Origin of the sequence: Pseudogulbenkiania sp. NH8B, assembly GCF_000283535.1 — a bacterium.
Taxonomy (GTDB): Bacteria; Pseudomonadota; Gammaproteobacteria; order Burkholderiales; family Chromobacteriaceae; genus Pseudogulbenkiania; species Pseudogulbenkiania ferrooxidans.
Genome location: NC_016002.1, coordinates 1,497,995 through 1,517,176, shown reverse-complemented (window position 1 = coordinate 1,517,176; position 19,182 = coordinate 1,497,995). Strand labels below are relative to the sequence as shown.

Below are 19,182 nucleotides of genomic sequence, written 5' to 3'. Positions count from 1 at the left end.
AAGTGCGGACCGCCGTTGGTCCGCCTGCCGGCTATTTAGCAATCGCTGTGCCAGCGCCCCGCTCCGCCATGCCATCAAAATGACTGGATAGCGACCTCCATTCGCCCGGCATTGGCGCATACTGCACTGCAACAGTGCACTCCCCCCCCCCGAGCCCGGAAGCAAAAGACCCCCGGCCCTGACGACGTGTCTTGAAACACGTCACCGAACCGAGGGTCCACGTCACCCGCCTTCAGGCGGGCGGTCGCGTGCTCACTCGAACACGATCTGGCCGTTTTGCGCGTCCACTAGCACCGTCGCCTTGGGCTCGTACTTGCCGGCCAGGATGGCCTTGGCCAAGGGGTTCTCGATGTCGGACTGGATCGCCCGCTTCAGCGGCCGCGCGCCGTACACCGGGTCGAAGCCGGCCTCGGCGATGGCGTCGAGCGCCGCGTCGGTGACCTGCAGCGACAGCTCCAGCTTGGCCAGGCGCCGCTCCAGCGACTTGAGCTGGATGCGGGCGATGGAGCGGATCTGCGCGCTGCCCAGGGCGTGGAACACCACCACCTCGTCGATGCGGTTGATGAACTCGGGACGGAAGTAGCCCTTCACCTCGGCCATCACCGCCAGCTTGATCACCTGGTAGTCGTCGCTGCCCATGGCCTGGATGTGCTGGCTGCCGATGTTCGAGGTCATCACCACCACGGTGTTCTTGAAGTCCACGGTGCGGCCCTGGCCGTCGGTCAGGCGGCCGTCGTCCAGCACCTGCAGCAGGATGTTGAACACCTCGGGGTGCGCCTTCTCCACTTCATCCAGCAGGATCACGCTATAGGGCTTGCGCCGCACCTGCTCAGTGAGCTGGCCGCCCTCCTCGTAGCCGACGTAGCCCGGAGGCGCGCCGATCAGCCGCGCCACCGAATGCTTCTCCATGTACTCCGACATGTCGATGCGGATCAGATGATCTTCGCTGTCGAACAGGAAGCCGGCCAGCGTCTTGCACAACTCGGTCTTGCCCACCCCGGTCGGCCCGAGGAACAGGAAGGAGCCGTACGGCCGGTTGGGGTCGGACAGGCCGGAGCGGCTGCGGCGGATGGCGTCGGACACCGCGCGCACCGCCTCGTCCTGCCCCACCAGGCGCTCGTGCATCACCTCCTCCATCTTCAACAGCTTCTCGCGCTCGCCGGCCAGCATCTTCGACACCGGGATGCCGGTCATGCGCGACACCACCTCGGCGATCTCCTCGGCGCCGACCTGGGTGCGCAGCAGGCGGTTCGGCTTCTGGGTGCCGGCACCCGCCGCTTCCGCCTCCTTCAGGCGCGCCTCCAGCTGCGGCAGCTTGCCGTACTGCAATTCGGCCAGTTTCTGCCAGTCGCCCTGGCGCTTGAGGTCCTCCATCTCCACCTTGAGGCGGTCGATCTCCTCCTTGATGCTCTGGCTGCCCTGCGCCGTGGCCTTCTCGGCCTTCCAGATTTCTTCCAGGTCGGCGTATTCGCGCGACAACCGGTCGATCTCGTCCTCGATCAGGCCCAGCCGCTTCTGCGACGCCTCGTCGCTCTCCTTCTTCACCGCCTCGCGCTCGATCTTGAGCTGGATCAGGCGGCGGTCGAGCTTGTCCATCTCTTCCGGCTTGGAGTCCAGCTCCATCTTGATGCGGCTGGCGGCCTCGTCGATGAGGTCGATCGCCTTATCCGGCAGGAAGCGGTCGGTGATGTAGCGGTGGCTCAGCTCCGCCGCGGCGACGATGGCCGGGTCGGTGATATCCACGCCATGGTGAATTTCGTATTTCTCCTGCAGTCCGCGCAGGATGGCGATGGTGTCCTCTACCGAGGGCTCGTCCACCAGTACCTTCTGGAAGCGGCGCTCGAGCGCCGCGTCCTTCTCGATGTACTTGCGGTATTCGTCCAGCGTGGTGGCGCCCAGGCAGTGCAGTTCGCCGCGCGCCAGCGCCGGCTTCAGCATGTTGCCCGCGTCCATCGCCCCTTCCGCCTTGCCGGCGCCCACCAGGGTGTGGATTTCGTCGATGAAGATCAGCGTATTGCCTTCGTCCTTGGCCAGGTCGCTCAGCACGCTCTTCAGGCGCTCCTCGAAATCGCCACGGTACTTGGCGCCGGCCAGCAGTGCGGCCAGGTCGAGCACCAAGAGCTTCTTGTGCTTCAGGCTTTCCGGCACCTCGCCGTTGACGATGCGCTGCGCCAGCCCCTCGACGATGGCGGTCTTGCCGACGCCGGGCTCGCCGATCAGCACCGGGTTATTCTTGGTGCGCCGTTGCAACACCTGGATGGCGCGGCGGATCTCGTCGTCGCGGCCGATCACCGGGTCGAGCTTGCCCTGACGCGCCCGCTCGGTGAGGTCCAGGGTGTACTTCTTCAGTGCCTCGCGCTGGCTCTCGGCGTCCTGGCTCTCCACGTTGGCGCCACCGCGCACCGCATCGATGGCGGCGTTCAACGCGTTGGCGGAGCCGCCGTTGTCCTTGAGCTGGCGCCCGGTTTCGCCCTTGTCGTCCAGCAGCGCCAGCAGGAACAGTTCGCTGGCGATGAAGGCGTCGCCGCGTTTCATCGCCGCCTTGTCGGTCAGGTTGAGCAGGTTGCCCAGATCGCGCGACACAGTGATCTCGCCCCCGGTGCCCTGCACCTTGGGCAGGCGGTCGATGGCGGACTTGAGCCCGCCACGCAACCCCGCCACGTTGACACCGGCCCGCGCCAGCAGGCTGCCGACGCCGCTGTCGGCATCGTCCAGCATCGCTGCCAAGAGATGCTGCGGCTCGATGTAGGCATGATCGTGAGAGAGCGCCAGGCTCTGCGCGTCGGCCAGAGCCTGCTGGAATTTGGTGGTCAGTTTGTCGAATCGCATGAGGGGCTCCTGAATCGCTGTTAATCCCTATTTTGGGCGGGGTTTTGGCGATTTCAAGAGCGCCAGCATGGAATACGTCCGTCAGAGGGAAAGGGCTGTCCAAGAACAGATCGGCCAGGGGCAAGAGGCTAGCCCCATCGTTGGGCGAGCCACGCCAGGCGGAGTGCGGGGGGAACACCGAAACGGGAACGGGGAAGTAAACGAAGAGGATTACGCCTCTCCGTGCGACTTATTGAACAGCGTCGGACGCAGCCGCTGCAGCTCAACAGCGGCTGCGCGGGATGGGCTTAAGCCTTGTGGGGCGGCTTGAGCGAACGCACCACCGCCGTGACCACGCCCCACACGTCGAAGCCGGCCTCCGGGTTGGCGCGCAGCGCCGGATAATCGGGATGATCCGGCACCAGCCAGGGACCGTCGGCACGCAGCTCCAGCCGCTTCACCGTGAGTTCCCCCGCCACCACCGCGATCACCACGTCGCGGTGGCGCGGCCGCAGCAGGCGGTCGACCACCAGCATGTCGCCGTCGAAGATGCCGGCGCCGCTCATCGATTCACCGGACACCCTGACGAAGAAGGTCGATTCGGGGTGGCGAATCAGGTAGTCGTTGAGATTGAGTGAGGCTTCCAGGTAGTCGTCGGCCGGGGATGGAAAGCCCGCCGGCACACGGGAAGCATAGAGCGGCAGCTCGGTCTCGGAGAGCACCTCCGCCGCCCGGAACGCCTGGCGCGGAAAGCGTGCGATCAAGGACTCCAGCGCCTCGCCCCCTGGCGGCGCAAGCGGGATGCCGTCAGCGGCGCCGGAAGAGAGCGGCTCGGCCATCGCTCAGCGCACGTCGATCTGCGGCTCGCCCTGGCGCAGCGAGCCGATCACCGCGGCGTAGCCAAAGCCGCTCTCCTTGAAGCGCGCCAGCACCGCCTCGGCCTGCTCCGGCGCCACCGCCACCAGCAGCCCGCCGCTGGTCTGAGGGTCCGCCAGCAGGCGGCGCTGCCACTCCGGCACGCCGTCGTCGAAACGGACATGGGCGCCGAAACTTGCCCAATTGCGCTCGATGGCGCCAGGGCCGTAGCCCTGTTCGGCCAGCGGGCGCGCCTCGGCGATCACCGGCACCGCCGCCATCTCGACCTCGGCCGTCAACCCCGAGCCCTTGCAGATTTCCAGCAGATGTCCCAGCAGGCCGAAGCCGGTGACGTCGGTCAGCGCGTGCACCCCGGACAAGGCCGCGAGCTCGGCGCCGACGGTATTGAGCTGGGTGGTGGAGCCGATCAGTGCGGCGTAGCCAGCGTCGTCCAGCACACCCTTCTTCATCGCCTGCGCCAGCACCCCCACGCCCAGGCCCTTGCCGAGGATCAGCACGTCGCCGTCGCGCGCGTCGCAGTTGCGCTTGAGCTGGTCCGGGTGCACCACGCCCAGCGCCACCAGGCCGTAGATCGGCTCAGGGGCGTCGATGGAGTGGCCGCCGGCGAGCGGAATGCCGGCCTCGCGGCACACCGATTCGCCACCGTCGAGGATGTCGCGGATGGTTTCCAGCGGCAGGGTGTTGACCGGCATGCCGACGATGGCCAGCGCCATGATCGGCGTGGCACCCATGGCGTAGATGTCGGACAGCGCGTTGGTGGCGGCGATGCGGCCGAAGTCGCGCGCATCGTCGACGATGGGCATGAAGAAGTCGGTGGTGGCAACGATGGCCTGGCTGTCGTTGAGCTTGTACACCGCCGCGTCGTCGCTGGTTTCAGCGCCCACCAGCAGGTTGGGAAACGGCATTTTTTCCTTGGCGCCGGACAGGATGGATTCCAGCACCGATGGGGCAATTTTGCAGCCGCAGCCGCCGCCATGAGACAATTGGGTCAATCGAATTTCAGCCATCGGTTCTCACCACATACCATGTATTTCAAGGTCGCGAACGTATCACAGCTCACCGGGTTTGACGAGATCATCGACGTGCGCACCCCGGCGGAATTCGCCGAGGACCACATCCCCGGCGCCATCAACTGCCCCGTGCTGGACGACGAGGAGCGCATCCGCGTCGGCACGCTGTACAAGCAGGTCTCGCCGTTCGCCGCGCGCAAGGTCGGCGCCGCGTTGGTGGCGAAGAACATCGCCCGCCACATCGAAGAACGCTTCCACGACCGCCCCAAGTCGTGGAAACCGCTGATCTACTGCTGGCGCGGCGGCCAGCGCTCCGGGGCGATGGCCATCGTGCTCGCCCAGGTGGGCTGGAACGCCCACCAGCTGGAGGGCGGCTACAAGGCCTACCGGCGCCAGGTGCTGGAGGAACTGGCCGAGCGGCCGGCGGCATTCAACTTCCGCGTGCTGTGCGGCCCGACCGGCTCGGGCAAGAGCCGTCTGCTGGAGGCGCTGGCGGCGGTCGGCCACCAGGTGCTCGACCTGGAGCGGCTGGCCTGCCATCGCGGCTCGGTGCTCGGCCTGCTGCCGCGCCAGCCCCAGCCGACGCAGAAAGGCTTCGACAGCCAGTTGGCGCTGCAGTTGCGCCAGCTCGATCCGGAACGCCCGGTCTACATCGAGGCGGAGAGCAAGAGGATCGGCCAGATCGCCCTGCCCGACGCGCTGTTCAAGGCCATGCACCAGGGCGAGTGCCTGCGCCTCGAGGTGCCGCTCGCCGAGCGCGTGCGCTTCCTGCTGGAAGATTACGACTTCTACGTCGCCGAGCCGGAGCGCCTGCTGGAGCAGCTGAACTTCTTGAAGAACCTACACTCGCGTGCCCAGATGGACAGCTGGACCGAGCTGGTGCGCGGGGGCCGCTTCGAGCAACTGGTCCAGGAACTGCTGGAGCAGCACTACGACCCGCTCTACCACCGCTCGCAGGGCAATCATTACCAGCGCCTCGACCAGGCCCTCGACATCCGGCTGCCGAACCTGTCGCCGGGCGTGCTGGCGACGACCGCCCAGGCCCTGCCCCACTGAGCCGCTCTTCGGCCAACCTTGAACGCCTGACCCGTACTGAAGAACCGGATGACGCACCACGCCCAACTCGACTGGCACGACGGCCAGCCCTTTTCCAGCGCTTTCGGCGACGTCTACTTCTCCCGCGCCTCGGGGCTGGAGGAGACGCGCCACGTCTTTTTGCACCACAACGCGCTGGCCGAGCGCTTCGCCGCCCTGCCCGAGCACGGTCAGTTCTGCATCGGCGAGACCGGTTTCGGCACCGGCCTCAACTTCCTGTGCGCCTGGCAATGCTTCGAGCAGCACGCCCCGGCCACGGCGCGGCTGCACTTTGTCAGTACCGAGAAATTCCCGCTGGCGCCCGCCGATCTGCAGCAGGCGCTGGCGCTGTGGCCCGAGCTGGCGTCGTATTCCAGCGAGCTGCTGGCCCAGTACGACATCCTGACGCCGGGCTGGCATCGCTTCGTGCTGCGCGGCGGTCGGCTGACGCTGACGCTGCTGGTCGGCGACGCGCTCGACACCCTGCCCGAGCTGGACGCCCGCATCGACGCCTGGTTCCTCGACGGCTTCGCCCCGTCCAAGAACCCCGAAATGTGGCAACCGGCGCTGTTCGAACAGATGGCGCGGCTATCGGCGCCCGGCGCCAGCTTCGCCACCTTCACCAGCGCGGGGGCGGTGCGCCGCGGCCTGACCGCCGCCGGTTTCACCGTGGAAAAAGTGCGGGGTTACGGCCACAAGCGCGAGATGTGCTGCGGCCACCTGGAGCACGCGCCGGAACGCGGCTGGCAGGCGCCGTGGTTCGCCCGGCCACCCGCCCCGCCGGCGGAACGCAGCGCCATCGTCATCGGCGGCGGCATCGCCGGCGCCTCCAGCGCCGCCAGCCTGGCGCGGCGCGGCTGGCAAGTCACTTTGCTGGAGCGCCACGGACAACTGGCGCAGGAAGCCTCAGGCAACCCCCAAGGCGTGCTGTACACCAAGCTGTCGCCGCACTTTCCGCCGCTGACGCGGCTGGTACTGGCGGGCTACGGCTATAGTCTGCGTACCCTGCACAAGGAACTGCCACAGGGCGAAACCACCTGGCAGGCCTGCGGCGTGCTCCAGCTGCCGCACGACGGGGACAGTCCGCAAAAGCAGGCCGAACTGGCCGAGCTGGCCGGTACGGGCTGGCCGGAAGGTTTTCTGCGCCAGGTGGATCAGCACGAAGCCAGCGAGCTGGCCGGCCTCGAGCTGCCCAGCGGCGGCCTGTTCTTTCCGCAGGCGGGCTGGCTCAATCCGGCACAGCTGATCGCCCGCCTGGCCGACCACCCCAACATCCGCCAAGTGCTCGGAGCCCGGGTCACCGAGCTCAACTGGAACCCGGTCGAGCGGCTATGGACGGCCTACGGGCAAGACGGCCCGCTCGCCATCGGCGCGGTGGTGGTGATCGCCGGCGGCGCCGAAGCGGCCGCCTTCGATCTCACCCAGCACCTGCCGCTCAAGCGCATCCGCGGCCAGGTCACGGTGGCGCCGGCCACGGCGGAGAGCCGCGGGCTCAAGACCGTGCTGTGCGGCGAGGGCTACGTCTCGCCGGCGCGTCATGACAGCCACTGCTTCGGCGCCACCTTCAAGTTCAACACCGACGACCTCAGCGTCGAGCCGGCCGAACATCAGGAGAACCTCGCCATGCTCTCCGGCCTGTGCCCGTCGCTGTACCGGGCGCTGGGCGGCGAGCAGTTGCCCGAGGAGGCACTGGGAGGGCGTGCCGCGTTCCGCTGCACCAGCCCGGACTACCTGCCGATCGTCGGCCCGGTGGTCGACCGTGCCGCCTTCCTCGAAGGCTACCGGGCGCTGGGGCAGGACGCCACGCGCCGGCTCGACAGCCCGGCGCCGTGGGTGGAGGGGCTGTACGTCAACACCGCGCACGGCTCGCGCGGCATGATCACCGCGCCGCTCTCGGGCGAAATCCTCGCCGCCTACCTCGACAACGAACCGGCACCGCTGCCCAAGCCGCTGCTCGACGCCATCCACCCCAGCCGCTTCCTGTTGCGTGACCTGATCCGGCAGAAACACAAGGCCTGAGCCCCGGCCCGCCCGGCCACTACGCCCCGCAGGGCCGCCTTCAGCCATGTGCATCCCGACGAGGAGGCGGCCGGTCCACCGCTGGATTCAGGCCGCCACGCCCTCGCCGCTGATCGCGGCGCGGATCGGCTCGGGGATGCGCACCGTCTGTCCGCTGCGATAATCCACCCACACCAGCGCCGCCTCGGCCTCGGCGTACACCGTCTCGTCATCGTCGTCGCGGAAGAAGCGATGGCGCAGCTTGAGACTGGAGTTGCCGAGCTTCTCCAGCTCGATGGTCACCACCACCGTGGCCGGGTAGACCAGTTCCTTGCGGTACACGCAGGAGGTGCTGGCCAGCACGGGGCCGACGCCATCGGGGTTGATGCCGTGCCCCAGTTCATCGAGCCACTCGATGCGGATCTGCTCCAGGTAGCGGAAGTAATTGGTGTTGTTGAGATGGCCGACAGCGTCCATATCGCCCCAGCGCATGGCAATGGTCCGGCGGTCGATCACCGGGAAGCGGTTTTCCATATGTACACCTTACGTTAACGTAATGACACGTCATCATAACCGCATCGTCGGGCCTCGTCATACCCTGCGCATAGAGCCACCCTTCTCTGCCTGGCTCGGCTCCACCGCCCAAAAAAAACCAGCCCGGAGGCTGGCGCAAAAACTACGCAGAGGAAATCGATCGTCCCTGGCACCCACACCAGGCGCCTCGGCATTCGCGCCGCCCCTCCGTGCGGCCCGTTCGGCGCATCGCACCCGAACCATCAACGCAACAGGAATCCGCGCCCGATCTCGTCACCCGGCTCCAGTGACCAGCGGGCGCGTCCGCTGTAATGGGCGCGCCCGCTGACACGCACGGTCACCGCGTGGTGGCCCGGCAGCACGGCCGGACCGTTGACACTGGCGCCGAAGCGCGCACCGGTAATGCTCTCGAACACGCAGGCTTCGCCACGGTCCACCAGACCACGCGCGTGGCGCAGCGCCATGCGCGTGGTGACGCCAGAGCCGGTGGGGCTGCGATCCACTTCGGCGTCGGCGAACACGCAGACGTTGCGGCTGGGGCCGTCGCCGGCGCGCTCGCGGCCATCGGTGAGGATGCTGCCGTAGAGGAAGCCCAGGTCATCGGCTTCGGGGTGGCGCACACGGATGCTGCGGCGCACCGCTTCGGAGAGCGCGCTGGCGGCATCCACCACGTCGCGCAGGCGGCCGTCCAGCGACACGCCAAGGTTGGCCGCAGAAGTCACCGCGTAGAAGGCGCCGCCGTAGCCGATATCCACGCTGATGCTGCCGATGCCCGGCACGTCCACTGGGTGATCCAGCGCGAAGGCGAAAGCCGGCACGCTGTCGAAGCTGACGCTGCCGTCTTCCGCCACCCAGGCGCAGACCAGGCCGCACGGGCATTCGATGCCTACCCTGGTCAGCGGTGCGGTGCGCGCCACCAGGCCCTGCTCCACCGCGTAGCGCGCCAGCGCAATCACGGCGTGGCCGCACATGGTGCTGTAGCCCTCGTTGTGGATGAACAGCGCGGCGAGATCCGCCCCCGGCAGGCTGGGACGCACCAGCACCGCGCCGTACATGTCGTAGTGGCCGCGCGGCTCGAACATCAGCATGCGGCGCACGCCGTCCAGCCGGTCGCGCATGTTGCGGCGCTTGGCCAGGATGTCGTCGCCACGAATGGCGTCGAGCAGCCCGGGGATGATGCGTACCGGCTCGCCGCCGGTGTGCATCTCGATGGTGTCGAACTCGTTGCTTTGCCAGGTTTCGGTCATGGATCGGTTCTCTTCGGGAAAAAAGCCCACTCACCGGGGCGACAGCCAGAGGGCCGTATCAGCGGCATGCCGGGTGGCCACCCTGCCGCGTGCGGGGGCGACACCTGCCGCACCCGCACGCCAGCGGTCTTACTGCACCACGGTCTTCACTTTCCAGTTGCTGCCTTCCACCGCCGAGATGGTCACCGGGGCGTGTTTCAGGTTGCCGGCGCTATCAAAGCCGAAGTCGGCGGTCACCCCCTTGTAGGCGGTCTTGGCGATCAGCGGCAGGAACTTGGCCGGCTCGGTGGAGTTGGCGCGCTTCATGGCATCGGCCACGATCATCACGCCGTCGTAGAACTGCGGCCCCAGCAGCACCACGTCCTGCTTGTAGCGGGCCTTGTAACGGGCCTCGAAGTCCTTGCCGGCCGGACGCGCGCCAAGCTCACCACCCGGCACCGCCGAGAAGTGGCCGACGGCATCGGTACCGGCCAGCTTGATGAAGGTGGGGGTGCTCAGCATGTCGCCGCCCATCAGCTTGGCGTTGAGGCCCAGGCGTTTCATCTGCTTGGCCATCGGTGCGGCCTGCGCGTCCGCGCCGCCGTAGAAGATCACGTCCGGATGGACCGCCTTGAGCGAGGTGAGGATAGCGGTGAAGTCGGAAGCCTTGTCGTTGGTGTACTCGCGCTTCACCGGCTGCTTGCCCAACCCCTGGATGGACTTGATGAATTCGTCGGCGATGCCCTGACCGTAGGCGGTGCGGTCGTCGATCACCGCGATGCGCTGCGCCTTGAGCTGGGCCACGGCATAGCGCCCCAGCGCGCCGCCCACCTGGCTGTCGCTACCCACCAGGCGGAAGGTGGTCTTGTAGCCGGCGGTGGTGAAGGCCGGGTTGGTGGAGACCGACAGCTGCGGGATGCCGGCGTCGGAGTAGATACGGGATGCAGGGATCGAGACGCCGGAATTGAAGTGGCCGATCACCGCCTTCACACCGGAGTCCACCAGGCGCTGCGCGACCTGGGTGCCGACGCGCGGGTCGGCCTGATCGTCCTCGGACACCAGTTCGAAGGTCACCTTCTGCCCGGCGATGGTCAGCGGCCTGGCGTTGAGATCGTCGATCGCCATCTTGGTGGCGTTCTCGTTGTCCTTGCCGTAATGCGCCTGTGGGCCGGATAGCGGCGAGGAAAAGCCAATCTTCACCACGGTATCCGCTTGCGCAGCCGCGATGGCGAATGGGGCCATCATGCCACCCAGGGCCAACACCATGGTCATGCTGCGAGGAAAGCGCTGCTTCATGATTTCTCCTTTGCTTCTCTTTTTAAGGTTGGCCGAAAGGCCGGTCAAAACCGGTTGAGCCGGTACGGTGAAACATCGAAACTGCTGGGACGCCGCTGGATCATGTCGGTCAGCAGCGCGCCCGTGGTGGCCGCCAGCGTCAGGCCGAGGTGGCCGTGGCCAGTGGCAAAGTACAGGCCGGCGGAATCCGGCGCCGGGCCGATCACCGGCACGGTATCCGGCACGGAGGGGCGGTTGCCCATCCACACACTCATGTCGCTAGCGTCGAAATCGCCGACGATGCGCTTGGCCTTGTCGATCAGAATGTGGGCACGGCGCCAGTCGGGCTGTGCATCGCGGTGCGCCAGCTCCACGGTGCCGGCCAGCCGCAGCCCGCCGTTGCCCATGGGCAGGATCACGAAGCTCTCGCTGGCGCACTGGATGAAGTGATGCAATGCCACGCCGGCGTTGGGCAGCGTCACGTGATAGCCACGCTCGCTCTCCAGCGGAATCCGGTACTGGTGCTGTGCCGTGAAGCGGTCGCTCCAGATGCCGCAGGCGATCACCACCGTGTCGGCCTCGAGCCGGCCGCGGTTGGCGGTCTCCACGCCGGCAATGCGTCCGGCCGCGCTGACGGTGGCCAGCACCTCGTCCTGCACGAAGCGCCCCCCCTCGCGGATGAAGGCGTCGAACAGCCCGCGGCTGAAGGTGTAGGGATCGTCCACGTGCGACCAGGCCGGCACGTTCACGGCCACCTGCCACTCCTTGCCGACCGGCGGCGCGGCGCGCTCGAGTTCGGCACGGCCGAGCTTGCGCCATTCGACACCGTGCGCACGCTTGGCATGCCAGGCGGCTTCGGCGGCGGCGAACTCGGCCTCGCTGCGGTACAGCGTCAGATTGCCGTGGCGCCGCCACAGATGAGTGAGGCCGGCGCGCTCGATCAGCGGCGCGTAGTCGTCGTTGACCCGGTTCAAGAGCGCGGCCATGGCACGGGTGAGCTCGGCCACCCGACTCGGCCGGCTGGCAGCGACGAAGCGCAGCAGCCACGGCGCCAGCGTCGGCAGATAGCGCCAGCGCAAGGCCAGCGGCCCCAGCGGATCGAGCATCCAGCCCGGCACCTTGCGCAAGACGCCCGGCTCGGCCAGCGGAATCACGTCGCTGACTGCAAAGGCGCCGGCGTTGCCGTAGCTGGTCTCCATCGCCGGTTCGCCGCGATCGACCAGCGTCACCGCGCAGCCGGCCAGGCGCAATTGCAAGGCGGTAGCGATGCCGACGATACCGGCCCCCACCACGACGATGCCCGCACTTGAAGTCGGGGAGTTCCACATGGCCTAGGCCTCTCTCTGGCCATCGAGCAGGCGACGCAGCTGCAGCGGATTACCGTGCTGCAGCGCGGCAGGCAACAGGCTGTCCGGGAAATCCTGGTAGCAGACCGGACGCAGGAAACGCTGGATCGCGGCCGTCCCGACCGAGGTGCTGCGCGTATCGGAGGTGGCCGGGAACGGCCCGCCATGGACCATGGCATCGCACACCTCGACACCGGTTGGCCAGCCATTGACCAGCAAGCGGCCGGCCTTGCGCTCCAGGGTCGGCAACAAGGCAGCGGCTGCTTGCAGGTCGCCGTCGTCCAGGTGCAGGGTGGCGGTCAGTTGGCCCTCCAGGTGCTCGGCGACCTGGCGGACCTCCTCACCGTCGGCACATTGCACGATCAACGAGGCGGCGCCGAAGACCTCGCTCTGCAGGGCCGGGTTGGCAAGAAAGTCCCGCGCCGTTGTCATGAACAGCCGGGGCTGACACTGGTTCGGGCCTTCGGTGCTCAGGCCGGCGGCAACCGGTCGGGCATGACTGGCCAGCGCACCGACACCCGTCTGATAGGCGTCGAAGATCCCCGGAGTAAGCATGGTTTGCGCGCTGCTGCGCTGGACGGCATCCGCCGCCGCGGCGCTGAAGCGGTCCAGGTCCGGCCCCTGGAGGGCAATCACCAGGCCGGGGTTGGTGCAGAACTGGCCCGCACCCTGGGTCAGCGAGGCGACGAACCCCTGCGCCAATGCTTCGGCCCGTGCTTGCAGGGCCGCCGGGAAGAGGAACACCGGGTTGATCGAGCTCATCTCCGCATAGACCGGGATCGGCTCCGGGCGGGCCTGGGCAGCCTGGCACAAGGCGATGCCGCCGCTACGCGAACCGGTGAAGCCGACCGCCTTGATGCGCGGGTCGCTGACCAAGGCGATACCAACTTCACGGCCAGAGCCGAACAGCAGCGAGAACACACCTTCAGGGAGTTCGCATTTCGCCACGGCCCGGGCCACGGCTTGGCCGACCAGTTCGCTGGTGCCGGGGTGGGCGCCATGGGCCTTGACGATCACCGGGCAGCCCGCCGCCAGGGCCGAGGCGGTGTCACCACCGGCGACGGAAAATGCCAGTGGGAAATTGCTCGCACCGAACACCGCCACCGGGCCCAGCGGCACGTGACGCTGGCGCAGGTCTGCGCGGGGCAAGGGCTGGCGCTCCGGTTGGGCGGTGTCGACCCGCACGTCCAGCCACTCCCCGGCACGCACAGTGCGGGCAAAGGTACGCAGTTGCCCGCAGGTGCGGCCACGTTCGCCCTGGATCCGGGCTCGCGGCAGCCCGCTCTCGGCCACGGCGCGCTCAACCAGCTCATCGCCAAGGGCTTCGATCTCGTCGGCAATGGTTTCGAGGAAGTGGGCACGGCCCGCCAGCGACGTCTCACGGTAGCGGTCAAAGGCGGCCCAGGCCAGGGCACAGGCCTGCTCCACCTGCTCGCCGGTGCCGCCGGGATAGGCCGGCTCAAGCAGTTTGCCGGTGGCCGGATCGATTGCCTGGACCGCTGCGCGGCTGCCGGCGACGGCTTGCCCGCCAATCAGCATCTTGCCTGTCAAATTCATGGTGACTCCTGCGAAAGTAGGTAACCCAGCTACGCAACAGGGAGTTGCTCTGTGGGTGCAAACAGAGGCGGCGCGCATCGGGGCGCCGCCGTGCGCCGGGGCTGTGCGTCAGGCGACGTTCTGTTCTGCCGACCAATTGCCGTACCACTCGCGGAACAGCGCGTACTGGTTCTCGGCATAACGACGCTGGGCATCGCTGAGCACATCGCTCTCGTTGAAGTGCAGGGTGTATTCCTTGTCGCCGTTGAGCACCATCAGGTGCTTGTAGTAGAGCACCAGGTCGCAGCCCTCATCGAAAGACGACAGCACCGCCAGCGCCGATTCCAGCTCGCCGGCAAGGCGGCGGGCCTTGGCGTCGCCCTTGGCGGCCTGCTTGCTCAGGGCCACCAGCTGCAACACTTCGCGCGGCAGAACGTTGCCGATACCGGTGATGGCGCCGGTAGCGTTGCAATTGACAAAGCCGTGCACGACCTGGGTATCGACACCGACCATGAGGGTGATCTCATCGTCCTTGGAAGTGATGTTCTCGGCCGCGTAGCGCAGGTCGGCGCCGCCACCGAATTCCTTGAAGCCGATCAGGTTCGGGTAGTCGCGGCGCAGCTCGAAGAACAGGTCGGCCCGGGTGGCGAAGCCGTAATAAGGGCTGTTGTAGATCACCGCCGGCAGGCCCGGAGCGGCTTTGAGGATGGCGGCGAAATGCGCTTTCTGCGCGGCCGGCGAGGCGCCACGGGAGAGCACGCGAGGAATCACCATCAGGCCATGGGCGCCGACTTTGGCGGCGTGGGCGGCGTGGGAGACGGCCTCGCGGGTATTGACCGCACCGGTTCCGACGATGGTCGGGATGCCGGCCGCCACCAGACGCGCCACGCCTTCCTGACGTTCGGCTTCGGTCAGCAGCGGCCAGTCGCCCATGGAGCCGCAGTACACCACCGCGCTCATGCCGATCTCGATCAGCTCGCGGCCCTTGGCGACCAGGGCATCGAAGTCCGGTTTGCGGTCGGCGGTGCACGGGGTCATCAGGGCTGGAATGCAACCGGTGAAGATGTTGTCGCTCATTGTTTTGCTCCTTACAGCATTTATTCGGGTGATGGAGGTAAAGGGGCCGCCGGGGCGGCGTCAGAACCTGTTCACGATTTTGCTGCGCATCCCTGATCGGGGCTCATGTGCTGCTCGAAATCCTCATGGACGCCAGTCCATTCCGGCTTCTGTGCTGCTCTTCACCCCGCTGAGGGCTGCTCGCGACCGATCGTGAACCGGTTCTCAGACGTGCGGGCTCAAATGCCCCACGCGAAGGGATCCTGTTCGTCGATCAGCAGCGTGCTGTCGGCGGTCATGTAGGCACGGCCGGTAATGAACGGGCGGATACGCTCGCCTTCCCATTCATAACGGCCTTCGAACCGGCTGCCCGTGATGCCGGCCTGAACCCAGCCCTCACCCTCGGCCAGCTTGCCATCGGCCGCCAGGCACGCCAGCTTGGCGCTGGTACCGGTACCGCAGGGCGAACGGTCGTAGGCCTTGCCTGGACACATGACGAAGTTGCGGCTGTCGGCTTGGTCGTCGTCGGCAAACAGCTCGACATGGTCGATCAGGGCGCCGTCTTCGCCGCCGATGCCCTGGTCCTCCAAGGCCCTGAGCATCGCCCAGGTGAACTCCGTCAGGGCGTCGACATTCTCGAGCCGTAGCGACTGCCCGTGATCGGCGACCAGGAAAAACCAGTTGCCGCCCCAGGCAACATCGCCGTAGACGCGGCCGTGGCCGGGCACGTCTACCGGGACCTGCTGACGGTAGCGGTAGGCCGGGACGTTGCGCAGGGTCACCGCGCCGTCGTCATGCAGGGTGGCGCTGACCGGGCCGACCGGAGTGTCGATTTTGTGCACGCCGGGCTGGATCTGCCCCAAGTGGTGCAAGGAGGCGACCAGGCCGATGGTGCCGTGGCCGCACATGCCGAGGTAGCCGGCATTGTTGAAGAAAATCACGCCGCAGGTGGCGTCTGGCGATACCGGCTCGCAATACAGCGCACCCACCAGCACATCGTTGCCCCGCGGCTCCAGCAGGCAGGCACGGCGCCACTTGTCGTGCTGCTCGCGTAATGCGTCGCGCTTCTCGGCCATGGTGCTGCCCGCCAGTTCGGGAAAGCCTTTCATCACCAGGCGAGTGGGTTCACCGCCAGTGTGGGAGTCGATGATGTGTACCTGTTTCATAAGCCTGTCCATTTAGAAGAGCGCTACCCCTCTCGAGAGGGAGCCCCGCAGTCAGTTTCCAGGCCATAGAATGGACTCATCGATGCCCATAATCTTGATGCTTATCTTCATCTTTGATGACGAAATCGGCATAGTTTGTTTTGGTGGTGTGCGACTGGCGTGGCAGCCTCACGGGTGGCTCGACATGACGCAAGCCGTGCTGCAAGCTGCTTGCTTTGCCCCTGAAACAGGTACTGGAGGGGGAGCACGGATACAGGGGAGTGGAAGTCATGACACCGAACGCGCTTGCCATGCTGTGCCAGGGCGATGAGCAACGACGCCCTGAAACCATCGAGGAATGGCTGGCGGGAGTGGCACCGTTGCTACCTGTACTGGATGTCATCCCGAATGCGGCGATATTCATCAAGGATGTGGAGGCACGCTACCTTATTGCCAATCACACGCTGGTGCAGCGCTGCGGCCTGAAACAGCTACCGCCCCTGCTGGGTAAAACCAGTGCTGAAGTCTTCCCGGCTCAGTTGGGCCCTGGCTATACCGAGCAGGATCGACGGGTTCTGGAGCAGGGATTGGTTCTTGAAAACCAGCTAGAACTGCACCTTTACAAGAGCCGCGAACCGGGGTGGTGCCTGACGTATAAATGGCCGTTGTACAACCGCAAAGGCGAAATCATCGGGTTGATGGGCATATCGGTCGACCTGCAATCGGCCAGCAATACGCATCCCGCTTATCAGCACCTTGTCGCCGTGGACGAATACATTCGTGCGCATTTCAATCGCCCCATCACCATGGGTGAGTTGACGCGGATTGCCGGCATTTCAGCCGCGCAATTGGAACGGTACTGCAAGCGGGTTTTCCATCTGACACCCCGGCAAATGATCCATAAGGCGCGCCTGGAGCATGCGCATCGCTTGCTTCATACCAAAATACCGATTACCGATGTGGCACTGCAGTGCGGTTACACCGACCACAGCGCATTCAGCCGGCAATTCAAGGCGCTGACTGGCTTCACACCACGGCAGTATCGTCAGGCTACAGAGCGCAGCTGATAGATAAGGCTTTACCACAGCCTCCCGCATCTCACGCATCCCAAGACGCACAAAAGCCCGGGGCGCCGATGTTGCCATCGACGCCCCGGGCTCGGGCAAAGACATTGTCTCGATCAGTACACCAGCTTAGTTCCGACGATGGCCAGCATGATCGCCAGCGCCGGACGCATCCAGCGCTCCGCCATCTTCTTGGTGAGGCGGCTGCCCATCCAGATACCGGGCAGCGACCCCATCAGCAGGTTAACCAAGAGGCCGTAATCGAGGTTGCCGAGACTGGCATGACCGATCCCCGCCACCAGCGTCAGCGGCACGGCGTGGGCAATCTCGGTCCCCACCAGACGCGTGGTCGGCAGCGCCGGGTAGAGCAGGAACAGGGCCAAGGTCCCCAGGGCACCGGCGCCGATCGAGCTCAGCGTCACCAGCACGCCCAGCATCACGCCGATCAGCACCGTCGGCACGGTGCGCGAGCGGGACTCATCCAGCAACGACGGGTTGATGCGATGCGCCAGTTTCACCAGCAGCGGCTTGAACAGAATGGCGAGTGCGGTCAGGATCAGCGCCGCTCCCAGGCTCACCTTGATCACGGCATTGATGGTGGCGGTAGGCAGGTCGATACGGGACAGCGCGAACAGGGTCAGCAGCGCCGCCGGCAGACTGCCGGTCGCCAGGCGCCTCGTAATGCCCCAGTCGACATGGCGCTGACGGTGATGAATCATCACGCCGCCGGCCTTGGTAATGGCCGCGTACAGCAAATCGGTACCGACTGCGGTGGCCGGGGGAATGCCGAACCACACCAGGATAGGGGTCATCAGCGAGCCACCGCCCACGCCGGTCAGTCCGACGACAAAACCAACGAGAAGACCGGCCACGACATAGCCCAACTCCATACGACCCCCAGATGCACTCGAAAACGATATGGGAGAGTAACCGATTAGCGTTATAACCAAATAGATTTTCTAATTTGATCAATATTCTAAAAGGTCACTATCCATCTAGCCGGGGCACCGCTGCCCATCAAAACAGCATACGAAGACTTCCGTCCTGACATGAAATCGAAATGAATCGGCGGCAAGCTGACTGTCAAGGACATTCCTGCAACATTTCCGGAACCGATGCCCATTTATGCTTTACAAAAGAATTAATTAGGGTCATTTTGTAAAGCGAATGCCTTCTGGTGTACAAGCCAGCAATGCAGTGATGAGGTGACAGGATGATCTCTCGTATCCCTCTAAGCGTTCGACGAAAACAGGCCCGCGACCAGCATGAAAGCTTTCTTTACGCGGTAGCCAAACCTCAACTCAGTGAAGCGGAAAAAGTCCGGCAGCAAAAAGTTCGCCAACGGGCGCACGACCGGGACGATGCCCGCTTTCTCGCCGAACGGTGTGACGATATTTTCTGATTGACCCCAGCCGGGGAACATTGCCCATACTGGCCAACCGTGGCCGGAGGGCGTGCTGATGCCATCCGACGACTCCAGCGCCGTCACTTCCTGCCGCCACAACAAAAAAGCGGCCAAGGCCGCCTTTTTTGTTTCATGCTTTCCCCCCTACTCGCTGCGGCGCGCCACGCCGTGCTCCACCGCGTACACCGCCGCCTGCACCCGGCTCGATAGCCCCAGCTTTTTCAGGATGTTCTGCACGTGGATTTTCACCGTGCTCTCGGCCAAGTCGAGCGTGCGTGCGATTTCCTTGTTGCTCTGGCCTTGCGCCAGGAAACCGAGAATCTCCCGTTCGCGTGGCGTCAGCTTCTCCAGCTCCTGCTGCTGTTGCGACGGCGCCGGCGCACCGGCACGGAAATGCGCCATCAGCTTGGCGGTCATGGCCTCGCTCATCACCGACTCGCCGGCGGCGGCCTTGATGATGGACTGCTTGAGGAAGTCGGCATCGATGTTCTTCAGCAGGTAACCACGTGCGCCGGCCTTCAGCGCGGCAGTGAGGTCGTCGGCGTCTTCCGACACCGTCAGCATCACCACCGCCAGCGTCGGGTTGTCCTGCAACAGCAAGCCCAGCGCCTCCACACCCGAGATACCCGGCATGTGCAGATCGAGTAGCACCACATCCGGCATCAGCTGCTTTGCCAGTTTCACCCCTTCCGCCCCATCGGCGGCCTCGCCCACGACGGCCAGCTCGGGCTGGCGCGACAGCAGCATGCGGATGCCACTGCGAAACAGGGTGTGGTCGTCGACCAACAGGATGCGGATCGGGGTATCAGGCATAAGTCTCTCTTGGTTA

General features: G+C 65.9%; 16 protein-coding genes. 3 read left to right on the top strand and 13 right to left on the bottom strand.

The window, feature by feature from the left end:
- Positions 1-252 precede the first annotated feature (252 nt).
- The 3 genes from clpB to selD form a co-directional block, all read right to left on the bottom strand.
- A complete protein-coding gene (gene clpB, locus NH8B_RS07080) occupies positions 253-2,829 on the bottom strand; it encodes an ATP-dependent chaperone ClpB (RefSeq protein WP_014086665.1) in 2,577 nt (858 codons plus the stop codon).
- 287 nt (positions 2,830-3,116) lie between these two features.
- Positions 3,117-3,647, bottom strand: a complete 531-nt coding sequence (locus NH8B_RS07075) for a LexA family protein (protein WP_014086664.1) — start codon at positions 3,645-3,647, stop codon at positions 3,117-3,119.
- Between the two features lie 3 nt (positions 3,648-3,650).
- Positions 3,651-4,691, bottom strand: a complete 1,041-nt coding sequence (gene selD / locus NH8B_RS07070; protein WP_014086663.1) for a selenide, water dikinase SelD — start codon at positions 4,689-4,691, stop codon at positions 3,651-3,653.
- Between the two features lie 18 nt (positions 4,692-4,709).
- Between selD and mnmH the strand changes: the two genes are divergently transcribed.
- Positions 4,710-5,750, top strand: coding sequence for a tRNA 2-selenouridine(34) synthase MnmH (gene mnmH, locus NH8B_RS07065; RefSeq protein WP_014086662.1), 1,041 nt, complete (start codon positions 4,710-4,712; stop codon positions 5,748-5,750).
- A gap of 48 nt (positions 5,751-5,798) precedes the next feature.
- The gene (gene mnmC, locus NH8B_RS07060; protein WP_014086661.1) at positions 5,799-7,787 is read left to right on the top strand and encodes a bifunctional tRNA (5-methylaminomethyl-2-thiouridine)(34)-methyltransferase MnmD/FAD-dependent 5-carboxymethylaminomethyl-2-thiouridine(34) oxidoreductase MnmC; all 1,989 of its coding nucleotides are present in this window, start codon (positions 5,799-5,801) and stop codon (positions 7,785-7,787) included.
- 87 nt (positions 7,788-7,874) lie between these two features.
- Here mnmC and NH8B_RS07055 read toward each other — a convergent pair whose 3' ends face one another.
- From NH8B_RS07055 to NH8B_RS07025, 7 genes are all read right to left on the bottom strand, one after another.
- On the bottom strand, positions 7,875-8,300 hold the full coding sequence (locus NH8B_RS07055) for an acyl-CoA thioesterase (RefSeq protein WP_014086660.1): 426 nt from the start codon (positions 8,298-8,300) through the stop codon (positions 7,875-7,877).
- Between the two features lie 242 nt (positions 8,301-8,542).
- Positions 8,543-9,547 (bottom strand): proline racemase family protein, encoded by a 1,005-nt coding sequence (locus tag NH8B_RS07050; RefSeq protein ID WP_014086659.1) that lies wholly within the window; start codon positions 9,545-9,547, stop codon positions 8,543-8,545.
- A 129-nt stretch (positions 9,548-9,676) separates the two neighbouring features.
- Positions 9,677-10,822, bottom strand: a complete 1,146-nt coding sequence (locus NH8B_RS07045; RefSeq protein ID WP_014086658.1) for a branched-chain amino acid ABC transporter substrate-binding protein — start codon at positions 10,820-10,822, stop codon at positions 9,677-9,679.
- A 44-nt stretch (positions 10,823-10,866) separates the two neighbouring features.
- On the bottom strand, positions 10,867-12,129 hold the full coding sequence (locus tag NH8B_RS07040; protein ID WP_014086657.1) for an NAD(P)/FAD-dependent oxidoreductase: 1,263 nt from the start codon (positions 12,127-12,129) through the stop codon (positions 10,867-10,869).
- Between the two features lie 3 nt (positions 12,130-12,132).
- The gene (locus NH8B_RS07035; RefSeq protein WP_014086656.1) at positions 12,133-13,704 is read right to left on the bottom strand and encodes an aldehyde dehydrogenase (NADP(+)); all 1,572 of its coding nucleotides are present in this window, start codon (positions 13,702-13,704) and stop codon (positions 12,133-12,135) included.
- Positions 13,705-13,812: 108 nt separating this feature from the next.
- A complete protein-coding gene (locus NH8B_RS07030; protein WP_014086655.1) occupies positions 13,813-14,760 on the bottom strand; it encodes a dihydrodipicolinate synthase family protein in 948 nt (315 codons plus the stop codon).
- A 218-nt stretch (positions 14,761-14,978) separates the two neighbouring features.
- Positions 14,979-15,905, bottom strand: coding sequence for a 4-hydroxyproline epimerase (locus tag NH8B_RS07025; protein WP_014086654.1), 927 nt, complete (start codon positions 15,903-15,905; stop codon positions 14,979-14,981).
- A gap of 269 nt (positions 15,906-16,174) precedes the next feature.
- On the opposite strand from NH8B_RS07025, the gene NH8B_RS07020 reads away from it, so the two are divergent.
- Positions 16,175-16,951: an AraC family transcriptional regulator gene (locus NH8B_RS07020; protein ID WP_014086653.1), complete on the top strand. Its 777-nt coding sequence runs from the start codon at positions 16,175-16,177 to the stop codon at positions 16,949-16,951.
- A gap of 113 nt (positions 16,952-17,064) precedes the next feature.
- On the opposite strand, the gene NH8B_RS07015 is transcribed toward NH8B_RS07020, so the two are convergent.
- The 3 genes from NH8B_RS07015 to NH8B_RS07005 form a co-directional block, all read right to left on the bottom strand.
- The gene (locus NH8B_RS07015; protein WP_232503545.1) at positions 17,065-17,820 is read right to left on the bottom strand and encodes a sulfite exporter TauE/SafE family protein; all 756 of its coding nucleotides are present in this window, start codon (positions 17,818-17,820) and stop codon (positions 17,065-17,067) included.
- A gap of 359 nt (positions 17,821-18,179) precedes the next feature.
- Positions 18,180-18,467 (bottom strand): hypothetical protein, encoded by a 288-nt coding sequence (locus NH8B_RS07010; RefSeq protein WP_014086651.1) that lies wholly within the window; start codon positions 18,465-18,467, stop codon positions 18,180-18,182.
- 30 nt (positions 18,468-18,497) lie between these two features.
- A complete protein-coding gene (locus tag NH8B_RS07005) occupies positions 18,498-19,166 on the bottom strand; it encodes a response regulator (RefSeq protein WP_008952999.1) in 669 nt (222 codons plus the stop codon).
- Between the last annotated feature and the right edge of the window lie 16 nt (positions 19,167-19,182).

Coding starts and splice junctions, on each gene's coding strand:
- clpB (WP_014086665.1), bottom strand. CDS start 2,829: ATGCGATTCGACAAACTGACCACCAAATTCCAGCAGGCTCTGGCCGAC.
- NH8B_RS07075 (WP_014086664.1), bottom strand. CDS start 3,647: ATGGCCGAGCCGCTCTCTTCCGGCGCCGCTGACGGCATCCCGCTTGCG.
- selD (WP_014086663.1), bottom strand. CDS start 4,691: ATGGCTGAAATTCGATTGACCCAATTGTCTCATGGCGGCGGCTGCGGC.
- mnmH (WP_014086662.1), top strand. CDS start 4,710: ATGTATTTCAAGGTCGCGAACGTATCACAGCTCACCGGGTTTGACGAG.
- mnmC (WP_014086661.1), top strand. CDS start 5,799: ATGACGCACCACGCCCAACTCGACTGGCACGACGGCCAGCCCTTTTCC.
- NH8B_RS07055 (WP_014086660.1), bottom strand. CDS start 8,300: ATGGAAAACCGCTTCCCGGTGATCGACCGCCGGACCATTGCCATGCGC.
- NH8B_RS07050 (WP_014086659.1), bottom strand. CDS start 9,547: ATGACCGAAACCTGGCAAAGCAACGAGTTCGACACCATCGAGATGCAC.
- NH8B_RS07045 (WP_014086658.1), bottom strand. CDS start 10,822: ATGAAGCAGCGCTTTCCTCGCAGCATGACCATGGTGTTGGCCCTGGGT.
- NH8B_RS07040 (WP_014086657.1), bottom strand. CDS start 12,129: ATGTGGAACTCCCCGACTTCAAGTGCGGGCATCGTCGTGGTGGGGGCC.
- NH8B_RS07035 (WP_014086656.1), bottom strand. CDS start 13,704: ATGAATTTGACAGGCAAGATGCTGATTGGCGGGCAAGCCGTCGCCGGC.
- NH8B_RS07030 (WP_014086655.1), bottom strand. CDS start 14,760: ATGAGCGACAACATCTTCACCGGTTGCATTCCAGCCCTGATGACCCCG.
- NH8B_RS07025 (WP_014086654.1), bottom strand. CDS start 15,905: ATGAAACAGGTACACATCATCGACTCCCACACTGGCGGTGAACCCACT.
- NH8B_RS07020 (WP_014086653.1), top strand. CDS start 16,175: ATGACACCGAACGCGCTTGCCATGCTGTGCCAGGGCGATGAGCAACGA.
- NH8B_RS07005 (WP_008952999.1), bottom strand. CDS start 19,166: ATGCCTGATACCCCGATCCGCATCCTGTTGGTCGACGACCACACCCTG.